The organism is Rhodococcus sp. JS3073 (genome assembly GCF_026810085.1).
Lineage (GTDB): Bacteria > Actinomycetota > Actinomycetes > Mycobacteriales > Mycobacteriaceae > Rhodococcus_F > Rhodococcus_F wratislaviensis.
Map to the genome: position 1 here is coordinate 5,201,925 of NZ_CP113951.1, position 15,108 is coordinate 5,217,032.

The window sequence follows — 15,108 nt, forward strand, 5'->3', positions numbered from 1 at the left end:
TCCATTCCTTCGTTACCACGAGAATTGAGACGTCCGTCGCCCCCCCATTCCATTTCGGAAGCGGGACAAGATCTGTTACAGATCGTGCGAACTGGACCGCCACTCACGCAGTCGTATTCGGCAATGATCTCAGCGCATCATCGGGAAATTGGCACTCGAGCACGGCCGAACGAAGCGCGACGATTGCCAAGGGCTTTCGGAGCGGAGAGAATTGGTGCCATGTGAGCTCTGGTCGGTCAGCTCATGGTCCGGCCACACGATGAGGCATTGTCCCGAGCAAGAGGGGGGATCGATCATGATGCAGCCGACGGAGCGATACCGCGTGCAAAGGGCCGGCAGTAGCGCACCTCTCGCCATCCTCGCGATCATCCTGGCCGGAGTCCTGTTCGCCGGTGCGTGTGGGCAGCAGGACACGCAGTCCGGCGCCGAATCGCAGCAGGACGCGACGACATCGGGGACGAACCTGCTGCCTCAGGAGGCTCTGGTGGGGTTGGACGTCGTACAGAAGTACTTCCCGGAGATAGAGCAACAGACGGCGACGAGTGAGAACTCCACTGCGTCCGGTTCCCCCGACGCGACGAGAATGGTGATCTACGAAGGGGGCGACGGCAGTAGGGTAACCGTCTCCGTCGATCGGTATCCCAGCGCCGACGCAGCCTCGACAGCTTTCGAGCAAGCGATCGACAACAGCGAAGCCGTCCAGGGGTTCGTACCGCTACCGGCGCCGGCCGACGTCGGCGACAAGGCATTCGCCGGCTCCGTGACTCAGGGAGCCGACACGCACATCGGGTACGGCGCGCTCGCAGGCGAGTACGTCATCGGGGTGACCTCGGCCGGCTATCCGGCTACCACCGAGAATGTCGAAAAGCTGGCCGGTCTCACTCGCGACGCGGTCGAGAAGGCAACGGCATAGGGAAGGCGACCCTCGCGGCGCCAACACCGCGTCAGGATTGCGGCCACCGGAGTCATAGTGCCGTCAAGAACGGCCGCGACCTCGCCTGGTGGGGGTAGATCTGGAACTGAATCCCCGAGGAGGTTCCGATGACGCTTCACCTTCCCCACCCGTTCGTACACGAGCAGCCACGCCAGAACATCGTGCTCGACCTTTCGGTGCTCGGCCAGGGGATCGAAGACGCGCTGCGTGCGGTGATGGAACAACCGCAGCTGCGGCTGATCGGTTTCCGCTGCACTGCCGGTTCCGGTGCGATCGACGAAGCGATCGGGCTGATGGAACAGGTCCGGCGCGATTACGGCGTGATCCTGACGGAACTGGTCCTGCAGGGCGTCGACGGTGTCGATCTGCGGGAGATCGTCGACGAGGCGCTGGACGAGGCCTGCGCCCGCAACCGGTATCCCCGACCGAGCGTCGTGTTCACCGGGCACCCGGTCGAGCCGGGACTTCCCGCCTTGACGAAATCTTGACGCCCTCACCCCTTGCGCGCGGTTGAACGCGCGTTTAGCGTATTAAACATGCGTTCAACCAGTGCCGGTTCCGAGGTCCCGCAACCCGATATGACCACTCGCGCCCGAGTGCGCGACGCGGCCATCACGGTGTTCGGCAATCACGGCTTCAGTACCGGAGTGCGGGCGATCGCCACCGCAGCCGGAGTGTCACCCGGTCTGGTGATCCACCATTTCGGTTCCAAGGACGGGCTGCGCGCCGAATGCGACGAGCACGTCCTGCGGATCATCCGGGAGCAGAAGGCGGAGGCGATTTCGACCCCCGGGCCGGCGGGCACAATGCACGCCCTCGCCGAGATCGAGCAGTACGCCCCGCTCGTCGCGTACATCGTGCGGAGTTTCCAGGCGGGCGGAGGTCTCGGCGAATCCCTCTTCGAGCACATGGTGGAAGACACCGAGCAGTATCTCGCGCTGGGAGTGGCAGCCGGACGTGTCCGGCCCAGTCGCAACCCGAAGGCGCGGGCGCGCTACCTCACTCTCTACAACGTGGGCGCGATGCTGCTCTACCTGCAGATGCGCGCCGACAAGGAAGCTCCGCTCGACTACGCCACGGCCATCCGCGACCTCGCCACCGACGTCACGCTGCCCGCCCTCGAGATGTACACCGAGGGCCTGCTGCCGGATTCGTCGACGCTCGAGGCATATCTGGCCACCGAAGACGGCGCCGCGCAGGCGGGCGCGGGTCCCGCAGAACATACCGACTCCCCGAACTAGGAGCAGTTATGAGTGCGATCATCGAAGTGCGCAACCTGGTGAAGACGTTCGGACGAACCCGGGCGTTGGACGGACTCGACCTCGAGGTCGGCGAGGGGGAGGTGCACGGGTTCCTCGGGCCGAACGGCGCCGGCAAATCCACCACCATCCGCGTCCTCCTCGGCAGCCTGCACTCCGACAGCGGTGAGGCCACCGTGTTCGGCCGCGATCCCTGGCGCGACGCCGTGGCCCTGCATCTCGACATGGCGTACGTCCCCGGCGACGTGACGCTGTGGCCGTCGCTGTCCGGCGGCGAGACCATCGACCTCCTCGCGCGGATGCGCGGCGGACTGGACGAGACCCGCAAGCAGGATCTGATCGAGCGCTTCGACCTCGACCCGAGGAAGAAGGGGCGGGCGTATTCGAAGGGCAATCGTCAGAAGGTGGCATTGGTGTCGGCGTTCTCGTCCGAGGCTCGCCTGCTGCTGCTCGACGAACCGACATCGGGCCTGGATCCGTTGATGGAACAGGTATTCCGTGAATGCGTCGCCGAGGCCCGCGAGCGGGGTGTGACGGTGCTGCTGTCCAGTCACATCCTGTCCGAGGTGGAGGCGCTGTGCGAGCGGGTCACCATCATTCGGTCGGGACGCACGGTCGAATCCGGGACACTCGCGTCGATGCGGCATCTCAGTCGTACGTCGATCACCGCCGAACTGCTCGGCGATCCCGGTGATCTGAGCCGCATCGACGGCGTGGCGGACATCCAGTTCGACGGGTCGACGCTGCACTGCCAAGTCGACAGCGAGCATCTCGGCGAGCTCATCCGGGTGCTCGGCGACACCGGGGTTCGCAGCCTCGTCAGTCAGCCGCCGACCCTCGAAGAACTCTTCCTGCGGCACTACGAGATCGACGACGGCACGACGACGTCGTCCGACACGGTGGAGAAGGTGCGGGCATGAGTACCGCAACGGTGTCCCGGTACCGGCCCGTGGAGCCGGCGCCGGTATCATCCTCGGATTTCAAGGGGACGCTGCACTTTCTGCGGTTGTTCCTGCGCCGGGATCGGATCGCGCTGCCACTGTGGATCCTGATCTTCGCGTTCGCGCCGGCTCTGTACGTCGCGAGCATCGCCGACATCTACACCTCCGACGCCCAGCTGGCGGAGTTCGCGGCCACCACGGCGGCCAGCCCCGCGCAGATCGCCATGTACGGGCCGATCTTCAACTCCAGCCTCGGCTCGGTGGGTGTCTGGAAGGCCGGTATCTACTACACGCTGATCGGGCTGGTGGTGATCCTGACGGTCATCCGGCACACCCGAGCCGAGGAGGAGACCGGCCGGGCGGAGCTTCTCGACTCCACCTCCGTCGGACGGTATTCGGGCCTGACCGCGGCGCTGCTCCTCGCCGGCGGCGCCTCCGTCGTCACCGGAATTCTCTGTGCGGCAGCGTTGCTCGCCCGCGACCTTCCGGTGGGTGGTTCGGTCGCGTTCGGGACGTCGCTGGCCTGCTCCGGTCTGGTGTTCACGGCGGTCGCAGCCGTTGCGGCGCAGGTGAGTACCGGCGCCCGCGTCGCGCGCGGGGTCGCGTTGACGGTGCTCGGGGTCGCGTTCGCGCTGCGCGCGGTCGGTGATGCCGGGTCCGGCACCCTGTCGTGGTTCTCACCGCTCGGCTGGGACTTGCAGATCCGTCCGTACGCCGACGAACGCTGGTGGGTCGTCGTTCCCAGCCTCGTCGCGGCAGTCGTCCTCACCTGGGCGGCATACGCTCTCCTGCGCCGGCGCGATGTGGGTGCCGGTCTGATCGCCGAACGCCCCGGCCCCACCGACGCGTCGCCGGCGCTCGCCGGAACTCTGGGACTGGCGTGGCGGATGCACCGCGGCACGCTCGCGGCCTGGACCGCCGGGCTCGGACTCTACGGCCTGCTCATCGGCAGCGCCGCGAAGGGGATCGGTGGCCAGGTCGGCGACAGCCAGACGATCCGGGACATCATCACGCGGATGGGCGGGTCGCAGTCGCTGGAGGAATCGTTCATCGGCTACGCGTTCACCATGCTCGCGATCGCCGCCGCGGCCTACGCGATCTCCGCGTCGCTGCGGCTGTACTCCGAGGAGAACGCCCAGCGCCTCGAACCCGTGACGGCCGGTTCCGTCGGCCGCGTCCGGTGGGCGTCGAGCCACATCCTGTTCGCGTTGCTCGGACCTGCGGTCGCGATGATCGGGGCCGGAGTGGCCGCCGGACTCACGTACGGTGCATCCATCGGCGACGTGGGGGGAGCCCTGCCCGACGTGATCGGGACGGCGCTCGTGCAGCTTCCCGCGATCTGGATGCTCGCCGGAGTGACGGTCCTCCTGTTCGGTGTCGTCCCGAGGTTCACGCCGGTGGCGTGGGGCGTGCTCGTCGCGTTCCTCCTGATCTTCATGGTCGGGTCGATCGCGCAGTTCCCGCAGACGGTGCTGAATCTGGAGCCGTTCAGCCACGCCCCGAAGCTGCCGGGCGGGCAGTTCGAGGCGACACCGATCGTGTGGCTGCTCCTGATCACGGTGGTGCTGATCGTGGTGGGTGTGGCGGCGTTCCGGCGACGCGACCTGCGCTGAGCGCCGGCCGGTGTGCACACTGAAGGCATGGCGCGTGTGCACACCGGCGAGTCCGTCCTGGCCCGGGCGGTGCGGATAGTCGAATCGTTCCGTTCGGACGATTCGCTGCTCACGGTGTCCGAGATCGCGCGACGGTCCGGTCTCCACATCTCCACGACGTCGCGGTTGATCGACGAACTGGTGGGCTGCGGCTGGCTCGAGCGTGAGGACCGGAAGGTGCGGATCGGGGTCCGCCTGTGGGAGGTCGCGTCGCGGGCGTCCCCGACCCTCGGGCTCAGGGAAGCGGCGATGCCGTTCATGGAAGACCTGCACGCCGTCGTCGGGCAGCACACTCAGCTCGGTGTCCTCGAAGGTGACGAGGTGTTGTTCATCGAGCGGCTCACCGCACCGGGGGCCGTGGTCAACTACACGCGCATCGCGGGCCGGATGCCGCTCCATGTGTCGTCGTCCGGGCTGGTCCTGCTCGCGCACGGCCCGTCGGAGCTTCAGGAGCGCATCCTGAGCGAGCCGTTGAAGGTGTACACCGACAAGACGATTCGCACCGCACGACAGCTGCGGGGAGTGCTGGCCGACGTGCGGCGGCACGGCTACATCCTCTGCGCCGGCCACCTCTACGCGGACACCACGGGCGTCGCGGTCCCGGTGCGGGACGGCAGCGGCAAGGTGGTCGCCGCGCTGTCGGTCATCGTGCCGAACGACGAGAAAGCGTACGCGCAGATCCCCGCGCTGCAGGCGGCCGCGAAGGGCATCACCCGCGTGATGGCGGCGGCACCGACATGAGGCGAGCCCGGGTGGCAGACGCCCACGGATTTGCCGGAATCCGACGCAATTGCGCGGGCAGCTGACCAATGTCTGGGACGCTGTGCGCGGTGGACTATCCGCCCCGCCCGTGCCACGGTGGAATCGGAACCACTTTCTCCCAGAAAGCGCAGCATCATGGAAAGCACTTCGCAACCCAGCCCCCGGGAATGCCCGGACTGCCACGCGCTCACCGCGGACCTCGAGGCACACAAACTCTGGCACTCCCGGCTCGTCCACGACATCGCGACCGCCGTCGACAAAGACATCAGCCGAAGGGCACACACCTGATAGTTCAGTCGGCAGTCACGGCGATCACGAGCTTTCCGCGAACCTGACCGTCGACGAGGCGTCGGAGTGCCGTGGCGGCCTCGCTCAACGAGTACCTCCGGTCGATTGCGGGCGTGAGGTCGCCGGACTCGACGAGGTCGCGGAGAACGAGCAGATCCTTACCGTCCTCCTTCGAGACGAACACGCACAGTGTCTGACTCACGAACGGGGACAACGCGAGTGCGCGGATCTGGCGATCGGTTCCCCCGAGCCACCGCCCGTCGGTTTCGCCACCGACGATGACGAGTCTGCCGCGCGGTGTGAGGACCCGGCGCAGGCGGGAGAGGGACGAGTTGCCGCCGATGTCGAGAACGACGTCGTAGCGCCGCCCGAGGCGGGTGAAGTCCTCGCGGGTGTAGTCGACGACGTGGTCGGCCCCGACCGACCGGACCAGGTCCACCTTCGCGGTGCTGCACACGCCCGTGACTTCGGCTCCGTACGCCTTGGCCACCTGCACGGCGAACGTGCCGACTCCGCCGGACGCGCCGATGATCAGCACCGCCTGCCCCGCCGTGACCGTGCCGTGGTCGCGCACGGCCTGCAGCGCCGTCAGCCCGGAGATCGCGATAGCCGCGGCCTGCACGAACGTCAGACCGGCAGGCTTGTGCGCGAGTTTGGCCGCCGGTGCGCACGCGTACTCCGCGAACGTCCCGGCGCCGATGCCGAACACGTCGTCGCCGGGACGGAATCCCGTGACCGCGCGGCCGACCGCTTCGACGCGCCCGGCCAGATCCATCCCGGGAACGGCGGCCTTGGGCCGGCGGATCCCGTAGCCCGCGAGGCGTAACGGATACGGGAGCCCGGTCACGAGGTGTGCGACGCCGCGATCGACACCCGCCGCGTGTACTCGGACGAGGACCTCGTCGTCGGCGGGCACCGGCATCTCGACGTCCCGCAGTTCGAGGATTTCGGGCGGACCGTAGACGTCCTGGACGACGGCCTTCATGGTGTCTCCATGCTCGGACTCCGATTGTGGAAGCGACTTACTTACGATGTAAGCTTACGTTGTAAGTCAAGACTTACAACGTAAACTGCACTGGTGGAGAACGTGCGATGACGGCCGCGACCGACCCGACGGTGGAACCCCGAGTTCCCCTGACCAGGGAGCGCGTCCTGCGCGCCGCCGTCGCACTCGCCGACGACAGCGGCGTCGAGGCGCTCACGATGCGCCGGATCGCGCAGACGCTCGGGGTGGAGGCGATGTCGCTGTACCGCCACGTGAAGAACAAGGACGACCTCCTCGACGGCATGGTGGACGTCGTCTTCGGCGAGATCGACCTGCCGTCGGACGGTCCCGACTGGAGGTCCGCGATGCGACGGCGGGCGATCTCCGCACGGGAGGTGCTCGCACGGCACCGCTGGGCCACCGTCCTGATGGAATCGCGGGCGACCCCCGGCCCCGCGACGCTCCGGCACCACGACGCGGTGCTGGGGATTCTGCGAGTAGCGGGATTCTCCATCGCGCTTGCCGCGCATGCATTCTCGGCCCTGGACAGCTATGTCTACGGGTTCGCGATGCAGGAGACGAGCCTGCCGTTCGGCTCCTCCGGCGAGCTCACCGACGTGGCGGAATCGATCCTCGGCAGCGTCCCTGCCGGCGAGTACCCCCACCTCACCGAGTTCGTGACGCAGCACGCCATGGCGCCCGGATACGACTTCGGTGACGAGTACGAATACGGGCTCGATCTGATTCTCGACGGACTCGAGCGGGCAGGCGGACCACCCCTGCCCAGTTGAGTGACCCCCGTTACATCTCGACTTTCAACTATTGAAAATGGTCTGGCGGCTCACCCCCGGCTCGGAAGATCCTCGAACAAACGCGAGATCGAGGAGTCGAGATGCCACAAAACCCGGGTTCTTTCGGTACGCCAGCCGACGCAGCGCTACGCGTTGCGGCCAAAGAGCTTGTCGCGGAGGGTGTTGTCGCGCTGACCCTGCGGCATCCCGACGGGCGGCGACTGCCGGATTGGGCCCCGGGAGCTCACATCGACCTGCTGCTACCCAATGGACTGACGCGGCAGTACTCGCTGTGCGGCGACCGGTGGGACGCCTACAGCTACCGCGTGGGGGTGCTGCGGGAACCCGCCGGCCGGGGCGGGTCGTCGTTCGTCCACGACGCACTCGCGGAGGGGGATCTCGTCGGGGTCGGCGGACCGCGCAACAACTTCCCGCTCGTCCCCGCGCCGAGGTACCTGTTCGTCGCCGGCGGTATCGGGATCACTCCGCTGCTGCCGATGGTCCGCCAGACGGAACTGATGGGCATCGACTGGCAGCTTCTGTACGGTGGCCGCACCCGCACGTCCATGGCGTTCCGGGACGAACTCGCCGCTTACGGTGACCGAGTGTCCGTCGTGCCTCGGGACGAGCAGGGCCACCTCGACCTGCCGGCGCATGTCGCCGCGGCCGCCGCCACCGATGCGAAGGTCTACGTCTGCGGACCCGGACCGCTGCTCGCAGCCGTCGAAAACTGTTGCGCGGACTGGCCCGTCGGCAGGCTGAGGACCGAACGTTTCGTCCCGAAGGACCGCGGCGCGCCGCTGCGCGACGAACCGTTCGAGGTCGAACTCGCACGCTCCGGTCTCGCGGTGACGGTGACACCCGGGGCCAGCGTCCTCGACGCCGTACAGGCGGCCGGGGTCAACGTCCTGTCCTCGTGCCGCGAGGGCACGTGCGGGACCTGTGAGACCACCGTCCTCGCCGGAGCCCCCGACCACCGCGATTCCGTCCTCGACGACGACGAGCGGTCCGCCGGCGACTGCATGCTCATCTGCGTCTCCCGGTCCTGCTCCGACCGCCTCGTGCTCGACCTCTGACCGACCCACTCGAAGGGATTCACCGTGACGATGTTCGCCCCCGTCCCCGCGTTGCCCGTCAGCGACGCCGACCCGTTCGCCCTCGACGTCCTGCAGGACCCGCTACCGTTCCAGGCCGACCTGCGGGACGCCGGCCCCGTCGTGTACCTGCGGCGATACGACGTCTTCGCGCTGGGCCGCTACGAGCAGGTCCACGCCGCGCTGACCGACTGGCAGTCGTTCCAATCCGCCGCCGGGGTCGGGCTGAGCAACTTCCGGGACGAGACCCCGTGGCGTCCGCCGAGCGTCCTGCTCGAGGCCGACCCGCCGCACCACGACGCTCCACGAGCGGTGCTGAGCAAGATTCTGGGTCCTCGTGCGCTGCAGAAGCTCAGAGCGTCCTGGATTCGGGACGCGGAGATCCTCGTCGGCCAGTTGCTGTCGAATGCAACCGAATTCGACGCGGTCACCGACCTCGCCGCCGCGTTCCCGCTGCGGGTCTTTCCGGATGCCGTCGGCATTTCCGACGCCGGACGCGAGAACCTCCTGCCGTACGGCGATCACGCATTCAACGCGTTCGGTCCGGTCAACAGCCTGGTGGAGAAGGGGGCACCGCGGGTGGCCGAACTGATGGGCTGGGTCAACGCGCAATGCGCCCGCGACGCGCTCACCGGTGACGGCTTCGGCGCGCAGATCTGGGCGGCGGCGGACCGCGGCGACATCACGTACGAGCAGGCGCCGCTCGTCGTGCGGTCCCTGCTGACGGCGGGGGTCGACACCACGGTCAACGGCCTCGCGGCCGTGCTTTACGCGTTCGCGACGCATCCGGAACAGTGGGCGAGGCTGCGAGAGAACCGCACGCTGGCCCGGACGGCGTTCGACGAGGCGGTCCGATGGGAGTCGCCGGTCCAGACGTTCTTCCGAACCGCCACCAGCGACACCGAGATCGGCGGCACGATCATCCCGGACGGGAAGAAGGTCCTGATGTTCCTCGGCGCCGCGAACCGCGACCCCCGCAGGTGGGACAACCCGGACGCGTTCGATCTGGGCCGCAACCCGTCCGGGCACGTGGGGTACGGGATGGGACTCCACCAGTGCGTCGGCCAGCATGTCGCCCGGCTCGAATCGGAGGCGCTGCTGACGGCACTGGCATCCCGGGTCGAATCACTGGAGGTCGCCGGACCAGTGCGGCGGCACCTCAACAACACGCTGCGGTCGTGGGAATCCGTGCCTGTGCGGGTGCGGTTGGCATAGTCACCGGACCATACGTACGTATGTATTGACTGAACGGAAGGCTATCCTCGACTTGCTTCGAGCACCTCGAGACGCAGGTCCGGCAGGCCCGGATCCGGGCTATGTAAACCCCTCGGCCTGGCCGCGGAGCTCATTTGTCCAGCAAGCCATCGGACAAGTTCCGTGGGACACATGACCGTCCTGGTCGACTGTTTCGACGGCCGGTCTGCCCGCTAGATCTGCGCGGGGTGTTGCGACACGCTTCGGAGGAGCGCTTCCTGGTCGTTATGCCGTGTGAGTTACTCGACTCGGGACTTTATGTCCTAGTATCGGTTTCGTCGTCCTGGGTCCGGACAGGTGCGCACGTCTCGGTGAGCGGCCGGAGTCTGCGAGTAGGCAGTCGAGCGTCGGGTGCGCATCCGGTCGACCCGAAGACGATGTGGTTGCCGAGAGGGCGGCGGCGAGGACGCTCATCACCAACGCCTGGGCCGGTGCGGAACTGTTGTCCGTCAGGCCTTGGCCCTCGATGATGTGCGGACGTTGCTGCGGTGATCGCGCGGTCGTCAGTGGCGTTTGCCGGTCTGGGTGGTTCCGGCGCCCGGTGGTGGGGTGTCGGCGCGGGCGAGTTCGGCTACGCGGTCGGCCAGTTCTCCGGTCAGTGTCGTGTCGGGTTCGGTGCTCGCGGCGTCCGCGAGTTGGGTGATGACGGTGGTGGTCGCCGGGTCGGTGGTCGCGGAGTGCTCGAGTTGTTCTTGCGCCTCGATGTCTTCGAGGTGCTCGGCGAGCGAATCGGTGTCGAGTTGGTGGGCCGCCTTCTCGTTCAACTCGGCGTTCTCGACGGTCGCCGACCGAGGGGCGGCCACGGCGCCAGCGGCGGCGATATCCGATGCGCTGGCGTCATCCGTGTCGGCTGCGTTGCCGGAGACCGGGGTGACGCGGGGCTCGGTGTCGGCACCGCGATGGGCACGGTCCTGGTCACCCAGAACGGTGCCGACGGCACAATCGAGCAGGTCGAGGCTGCCCCGGTACAGCCGCCGGGCCGGTGCCGCGGGTGCCAGGTGCGCGATGACCTGGTCGTCGATCAGATGGAGCGGATAGCGCACGATCGTGTACTGCACGCGCAGTATGGCCAGGGGGAGGGCGGTGATGGCGTTCATGAGGCCTCTATATCGGGTGGAAGTTCAGGACGGCGTGTTGCCGCTGAGGGGGTCTACCGACGTCCGCTTACCCGAAACAGCGTCCGATTACCCACGCCGTGCCGCGAATGGCGGCCCGCCGCCGCCAGCCGGCTCGCGCGGCGTGGTCGGGTGCCCTATGTGCGGCCTGGCACCGGACCCTTCGTTGCGCATCCAGGGATGGGCGTGGGACGGGAAGAACCGTGAACCCGGCGTCATCCTGTTTCCGGTCCGGAAGTCAAGTACCGCAGAAGGTTTGGAAGGTCTTGCTGAACGACGGTGGGGCGGGCGTGGTGTAGTCGGACCACTCGTCGCGGCGGTCGAACGGATGCGTGACGACCTCCAATAGTTTCTCGAACGGAGCGAGCTCCCCGTCGGTCGCGGCGCGCAAAGCGGCATCGAGCTGATGATTGCGCGGGATGTACAGCGGGTTGACGCAGTCCATCGCGTCCGCGGTCTCCGCTGCCCCGCGCCCATGTTTCGTCAGTGCGCCGCGCCAGCGTTCCAACCACGGCCCGATGCGCTCGCGCGGTACGAGACCGTCGAGAGGCGTCGAATTGCCGCGTAGCTCGTCCGCGAGAGCACGGAAGCTGCCTGTCCAGTCCATACTGGATTCCTCCAGCAGCGTCAGCAGGTCGTCGGCCACTGCTCGATCGATGGCTTTGCCGGCCAAACCGAGCTTTGCCGCCATTCCGGCCGCATAGTGGCCGTCGTAACGCTCGTCGAAGGTATCGAGGACCGCCGACACCGCGGCAATCGCGTCATCCGGGGTGGAACCGATCAGTGTCAGTAGAGTTTCCGCGAAGCGCGCGAGATTCCACTTCAGGACAGCAGGCTGGTTGCCGAACGCGTAGCGGCCGCCGTGGTCGATCGAACTGAACACCGCGGCCGGGTCGAACGCGTCGAGGAACGCGCACGGACCGTAGTCGATGGTCTCACCCGAAACGGTCGTGTTGTCGGTGTTCATCACCCCATGCACGAAACCGGTGAGCATCCACTTCGCCACCAGTGACGCCTGCGCCTCCACCACCGCCTCGAAGAATGCCAGGTAGCGACTATCGTCACCGTCCGCCGGCAGTTCGGTCAGGTCCGGGTAGTGGCGGGCGATCGCGTAATCGGCGAGCGGCTGCAACACCTCACCCTGCCGGACCGCGTATTCAAAGGTGCCGACCCGCAGGTGACTGGCCGCGACGCGTGCGAGCACGGCACCGGGCTCGGCACCGTGTCGGTGGACGTGCTGACCCGTCGTGACCACCGACAGCGCGCGCGTAGTGGGGATGCCGAGGGCGTACATGGCCTCGCTGACCAGATATTCGCGCAGCATCGGGCCGACCACCGCGAACCCGTCGCCGCCCCGGGAGAACGGCGTGCGCCCCGAGCCCTTGAGATGCAGATCCACCCGTTGCCCATCACTGTTCGTCAGTTCGCCGAGCAGCAACGCCCGACCGTCCCCGAGGAGCGGTGCGTATCCGCCGAACTGGTGGCCCGCATACGCCATCGCCACCGGCTTGGCCCCGGCCGGTGCCGTCGATCCGGACAGGACGCCGACCCCGTCCTCGCTTCGCAGTGCCTGGACGTCCAACCGCAGCGACGCCGCGAGTTGCTCGTTCAGCACGAGCAACGTGGGGTCAGGCGCAGGAGCACCCTGCCACGGCACCGTCAAGGCGCCCAGCTCGTCGGCGAAGGTGCTCTCGAGGCCAGCCACGGCGGTATTCGTGCTCACTGTGGAATCGGGGATTGCAGCCATCATGCGAGCGTAACCACCTCGACCTGTCTCGTCGCGCACGACCGTGAGAACATCCGAAAACCAAGAAGACTGCCGGGGACCTCGATGCCTGCGACCTGGCCCAGGCCGGGCGGCATCGCCCCGTGGTGGTCCCGCTGAGCTGGTCCCGGAGTCGTCGCGTCCGGAGGGTGAAGCAACGACCGAAGTGTGGCTACCTGGCGAGCTCGGGTGTGCCGTGCGCAGCACTGGTGTGGTGTGCGCGACCGTTGGGCAGTTCGCATCCGTTTCGCACCAGCCTATGGCCGATGCGGAACGTGAGACGGTCGTCGCGGAGCCGTTGCGGACCAAAGAGGGTCAGGTTCTGTGAGTGCTGGAGCGCGATGGCAAGACCGATGAGCTCACACCCGTGTCGGTGATCGCCGCCGAACTCGGCTGCCGGCAACACGTTCGTGGTCGCGAAATCTGCGGCACTGCTGCGCAGTGTCAGCGGATGGACGAGGCCAGGGCTGCAGGCCGAAGCGGACCGCGCGGATCCGCAACCGGAATAGGGTCCTGGAAGCGGTCGGACGCCAACTGGAGACGAGCGTTACAGAGCGGGTGTCTTGGATCCGCCGCACGGTCTCGGACCGCGGGAATCGTCTTGTCAGGGTGAGTCCCGCTGGTCCTGAAATGTTGCTTGGTGCGAGGTCGAAATGTCTGTTCGGGTGAGCGTCCTCATTACGAAGGGGATGCAGCCGTTACTGTGTGCATTCGACGATTGCCCGGCGAAGAAGGAGACAACATGGCGGTATCACCGAGGGGTTTTGAAGGTTTGCCGAAGAAGACGACCAAGGCGATTCGTGAGTGGGCGATCAGGGAGGGTCGCGAAGTGTCTTCCCGCGGAAGGATTCCGGCCGAGATCGAGCATGCTTTCGACGAGGCTCAGGCGAAGAAGGTTCAGGTTGAGCCGGCGCCGGTGAAGAAGACGGCTGTGAAGAAGGGGTCTGCGAAGACGACGGCCGCGAAGAACACGGCTCCGGCGACGAGGGCGGCGGCGAGCAAGGCTCCGGCGAAGAAGACGACCAAGGCGATTCGTGAGTGGGCGATCAGGGAGGGGCGCGAAGTGTCCTCCCGCGGAAGGATTCCGGCCGAGATCGAGCTCGCTTTCGACGAGGCTCAGGCGAAGAAGGTTCAGGTTGAGCCGGCGCCGGTGAAGAAGACGGCTGTGAAGAAGACGGCTGCGAAGACGACGGCCGCGAAGAAGACGACGCCCGCGAAGACGACGCCCGCGAAGACGACGGCCGCGAAGACGACGGCCGCGAAGAAGACGGCCGCGGCGGCTCCGGTCAAGAGGGTGGCGGCGAGCAGGGCTCCGGCGAAGAAGACGACGCGAGAGATTCGTGAGTGGGCGATCAGGGAGGGTCGCGAAGTGTCCTCCCGCGGAAGGATTCCGGCCGAGATCGAGCTCGCTTTCGACGAGGCTCAGGCGAAGAAGGTTCAGGTTGAGCCGGCGCCGGTGAAGAAGACGGCTGCGAAGACGACGCCCGCGAAGACGACGGCCGCGAAGAAGACGACGCCCGCGAAGACGACGCCCGCGAAGACGACGCCCGCGAAGACGACGGCCGCGAAGAACACGGCCGCGGCTGCTCCGGCCAAGAGGGTGGCGGCGAGCAAGGCTCCGGCGAAGAAGAAGGGTGGGAAGAAGATAGTCGCGGAGAAGGCGGCTGCGGAGAAGAAGGCCGTGAAGAAGATGGTCGCGGCGAAGCTGCCGGTGAAGAGGTCAGTGGTGAGTGCGGCTCCGGCGAAGAAGACGTCCAGGGAGATTCGTGAGTGGGCGATCGGGGCGGGTCACGAAGTGTCCTCCCGTGGTCGGATTCCGGCTGAGCTCGAGCGAGCCTTCCATGACGCTCAGGCGACGAAGGCTCAGACGAAAAAGGCGCGGGCGACGAAGGCGGCTGAGAAGAAGACAGTCGTGAAGAAGGCTGCCGTGAAGAAGATGGTCGCGGTGAAGCTGCCGGTGAAGAGGTCAGTGGTGAGTGCGGCTCCGGCGAAGAAGACGTCCAGGGAGATTCGTGAGTGGGCGATCGGGGCGGGTCACCAAGTGTCCTCCCGCGGTCGGATCTCGGCTGAGCTCGAGCGAGCCTTCCATGACGCACAGGCAGAGATGCCGGTCGCGTGAGTGCGACACCGCCCTGATGGATCCCGCGGGATGGCCTCGTTCTCGCCGCTTGTCGGAACGGCGAGCGCATCGTCGAGGTCCACACCACCGCTCTCCACAAATATGACAGGCCGCCCCGGGTCGAGCGAGGCGGCCGGGCGGTGCTGGTG

General features: G+C 67.2%; 14 protein-coding genes. 11 read left to right on the forward strand and 3 right to left on the reverse strand.

Annotated features, from left to right (window positions below):
* Positions 1 to 295 precede the first annotated feature (295 nt).
* From OYT95_RS23465 to OYT95_RS23495, 7 genes are all read left to right on the forward strand, one after another.
* Positions 296 to 913 (forward strand): hypothetical protein, encoded by a 618-nt coding sequence (locus OYT95_RS23465; protein ID WP_037229824.1) that lies wholly within the window; start codon positions 296 to 298, stop codon positions 911 to 913.
* Positions 914 to 1,041: 128 nt separating this feature from the next.
* Entirely contained in the window at positions 1,042 to 1,422 is a 381-nt protein-coding gene (locus OYT95_RS23470) for a decarboxylase (RefSeq protein WP_128641030.1), read from the forward strand.
* A gap of 48 nt (positions 1,423 to 1,470) precedes the next feature.
* On the forward strand, positions 1,471 to 2,175 hold the full coding sequence (locus tag OYT95_RS23475) for a TetR/AcrR family transcriptional regulator (RefSeq protein ID WP_128641031.1): 705 nt from the start codon (positions 1,471 to 1,473) through the stop codon (positions 2,173 to 2,175).
* An 8-nt stretch (positions 2,176 to 2,183) separates the two neighbouring features.
* Positions 2,184 to 3,113, forward strand: coding sequence for an ABC transporter ATP-binding protein (locus tag OYT95_RS23480; protein WP_037229819.1), 930 nt, complete (start codon positions 2,184 to 2,186; stop codon positions 3,111 to 3,113).
* Positions 3,110 to 4,747, forward strand: a complete 1,638-nt coding sequence (locus tag OYT95_RS23485) for an ABC transporter permease (protein ID WP_268789231.1) — start codon at positions 3,110 to 3,112, stop codon at positions 4,745 to 4,747. The genes OYT95_RS23480 and OYT95_RS23485 overlap by 4 nt, the downstream gene beginning before the upstream one ends.
* A gap of 27 nt (positions 4,748 to 4,774) precedes the next feature.
* Positions 4,775 to 5,527, forward strand: a complete 753-nt coding sequence (locus OYT95_RS23490) for an IclR family transcriptional regulator (RefSeq protein ID WP_268789232.1) — start codon at positions 4,775 to 4,777, stop codon at positions 5,525 to 5,527.
* A gap of 156 nt (positions 5,528 to 5,683) precedes the next feature.
* Positions 5,684 to 5,836: a hypothetical protein gene (locus OYT95_RS23495; RefSeq protein WP_005256569.1), complete on the forward strand. Its 153-nt coding sequence runs from the start codon at positions 5,684 to 5,686 to the stop codon at positions 5,834 to 5,836.
* 4 nt (positions 5,837 to 5,840) lie between these two features.
* Here OYT95_RS23495 and OYT95_RS23500 read toward each other — a convergent pair whose 3' ends face one another.
* Entirely contained in the window at positions 5,841 to 6,821 is a 981-nt protein-coding gene (locus OYT95_RS23500) for an NAD(P)-dependent alcohol dehydrogenase (RefSeq protein ID WP_037229811.1), read from the reverse strand.
* 107 nt (positions 6,822 to 6,928) lie between these two features.
* Between OYT95_RS23500 and OYT95_RS23505 the strand changes: the two genes are divergently transcribed.
* The 3 genes from OYT95_RS23505 to OYT95_RS23515 all read left to right on the forward strand — a co-directional run bounded on the left by OYT95_RS23505 (position 6,929) and on the right by OYT95_RS23515 (position 9,921).
* Positions 6,929 to 7,612, forward strand: a complete 684-nt coding sequence (locus tag OYT95_RS23505; protein ID WP_037229809.1) for a TetR/AcrR family transcriptional regulator — start codon at positions 6,929 to 6,931, stop codon at positions 7,610 to 7,612.
* Positions 7,613 to 7,713: 101 nt separating this feature from the next.
* On the forward strand, positions 7,714 to 8,688 hold the full coding sequence (locus tag OYT95_RS23510; protein ID WP_268789233.1) for a PDR/VanB family oxidoreductase: 975 nt from the start codon (positions 7,714 to 7,716) through the stop codon (positions 8,686 to 8,688).
* Between the two features lie 30 nt (positions 8,689 to 8,718).
* Positions 8,719 to 9,921, forward strand: coding sequence for a cytochrome P450 (locus OYT95_RS23515; RefSeq protein ID WP_268792263.1), 1,203 nt, complete (start codon positions 8,719 to 8,721; stop codon positions 9,919 to 9,921).
* A gap of 542 nt (positions 9,922 to 10,463) precedes the next feature.
* On the opposite strand, the gene OYT95_RS23520 is transcribed toward OYT95_RS23515, so the two are convergent.
* Positions 10,464 to 11,057: a hypothetical protein gene (locus tag OYT95_RS23520; RefSeq protein WP_268789234.1), complete on the reverse strand. Its 594-nt coding sequence runs from the start codon at positions 11,055 to 11,057 to the stop codon at positions 10,464 to 10,466.
* Between the two features lie 256 nt (positions 11,058 to 11,313).
* The gene (locus OYT95_RS23525; RefSeq protein WP_442972569.1) at positions 11,314 to 12,822 is read right to left on the reverse strand and encodes a protein adenylyltransferase SelO; all 1,509 of its coding nucleotides are present in this window, start codon (positions 12,820 to 12,822) and stop codon (positions 11,314 to 11,316) included.
* Between the two features lie 760 nt (positions 12,823 to 13,582).
* Here OYT95_RS23525 and OYT95_RS23530 point away from each other — a divergent pair.
* The gene (locus OYT95_RS23530; RefSeq protein ID WP_268789236.1) at positions 13,583 to 14,959 is read left to right on the forward strand and encodes an Lsr2 family DNA-binding protein; all 1,377 of its coding nucleotides are present in this window, start codon (positions 13,583 to 13,585) and stop codon (positions 14,957 to 14,959) included.
* Positions 14,960 to 15,108 lie beyond the last annotated feature (149 nt).

Coding starts and splice junctions, on each gene's coding strand:
- OYT95_RS23495 (WP_005256569.1), top strand. CDS start 5,684: ATGGAAAGCACTTCGCAACCCAGCCCCCGGGAATGCCCGGACTGCCAC.
- OYT95_RS23490 (WP_268789232.1), top strand. CDS start 4,775: ATGGCGCGTGTGCACACCGGCGAGTCCGTCCTGGCCCGGGCGGTGCGG.
- OYT95_RS23520 (WP_268789234.1), bottom strand. CDS start 11,057: ATGAACGCCATCACCGCCCTCCCCCTGGCCATACTGCGCGTGCAGTAC.
- OYT95_RS23465 (WP_037229824.1), top strand. CDS start 296: ATGATGCAGCCGACGGAGCGATACCGCGTGCAAAGGGCCGGCAGTAGC.
- OYT95_RS23515 (WP_268792263.1), top strand. CDS start 8,719: ATGTTCGCCCCCGTCCCCGCGTTGCCCGTCAGCGACGCCGACCCGTTC.
- OYT95_RS23485 (WP_268789231.1), top strand. CDS start 3,110: ATGAGTACCGCAACGGTGTCCCGGTACCGGCCCGTGGAGCCGGCGCCG.
- OYT95_RS23475 (WP_128641031.1), top strand. CDS start 1,471: ATGCGTTCAACCAGTGCCGGTTCCGAGGTCCCGCAACCCGATATGACC.
- OYT95_RS23505 (WP_037229809.1), top strand. CDS start 6,929: ATGACGGCCGCGACCGACCCGACGGTGGAACCCCGAGTTCCCCTGACC.
- OYT95_RS23525 (WP_442972569.1), bottom strand. CDS start 12,822: ATGGCTGCAATCCCCGATTCCACAGTGAGCACGAATACCGCCGTGGCT.
- OYT95_RS23510 (WP_268789233.1), top strand. CDS start 7,714: ATGCCACAAAACCCGGGTTCTTTCGGTACGCCAGCCGACGCAGCGCTA.
- OYT95_RS23500 (WP_037229811.1), bottom strand. CDS start 6,821: ATGAAGGCCGTCGTCCAGGACGTCTACGGTCCGCCCGAAATCCTCGAA.
- OYT95_RS23530 (WP_268789236.1), top strand. CDS start 13,583: ATGGCGGTATCACCGAGGGGTTTTGAAGGTTTGCCGAAGAAGACGACC.
- OYT95_RS23470 (WP_128641030.1), top strand. CDS start 1,042: ATGACGCTTCACCTTCCCCACCCGTTCGTACACGAGCAGCCACGCCAG.
- OYT95_RS23480 (WP_037229819.1), top strand. CDS start 2,184: ATGAGTGCGATCATCGAAGTGCGCAACCTGGTGAAGACGTTCGGACGA.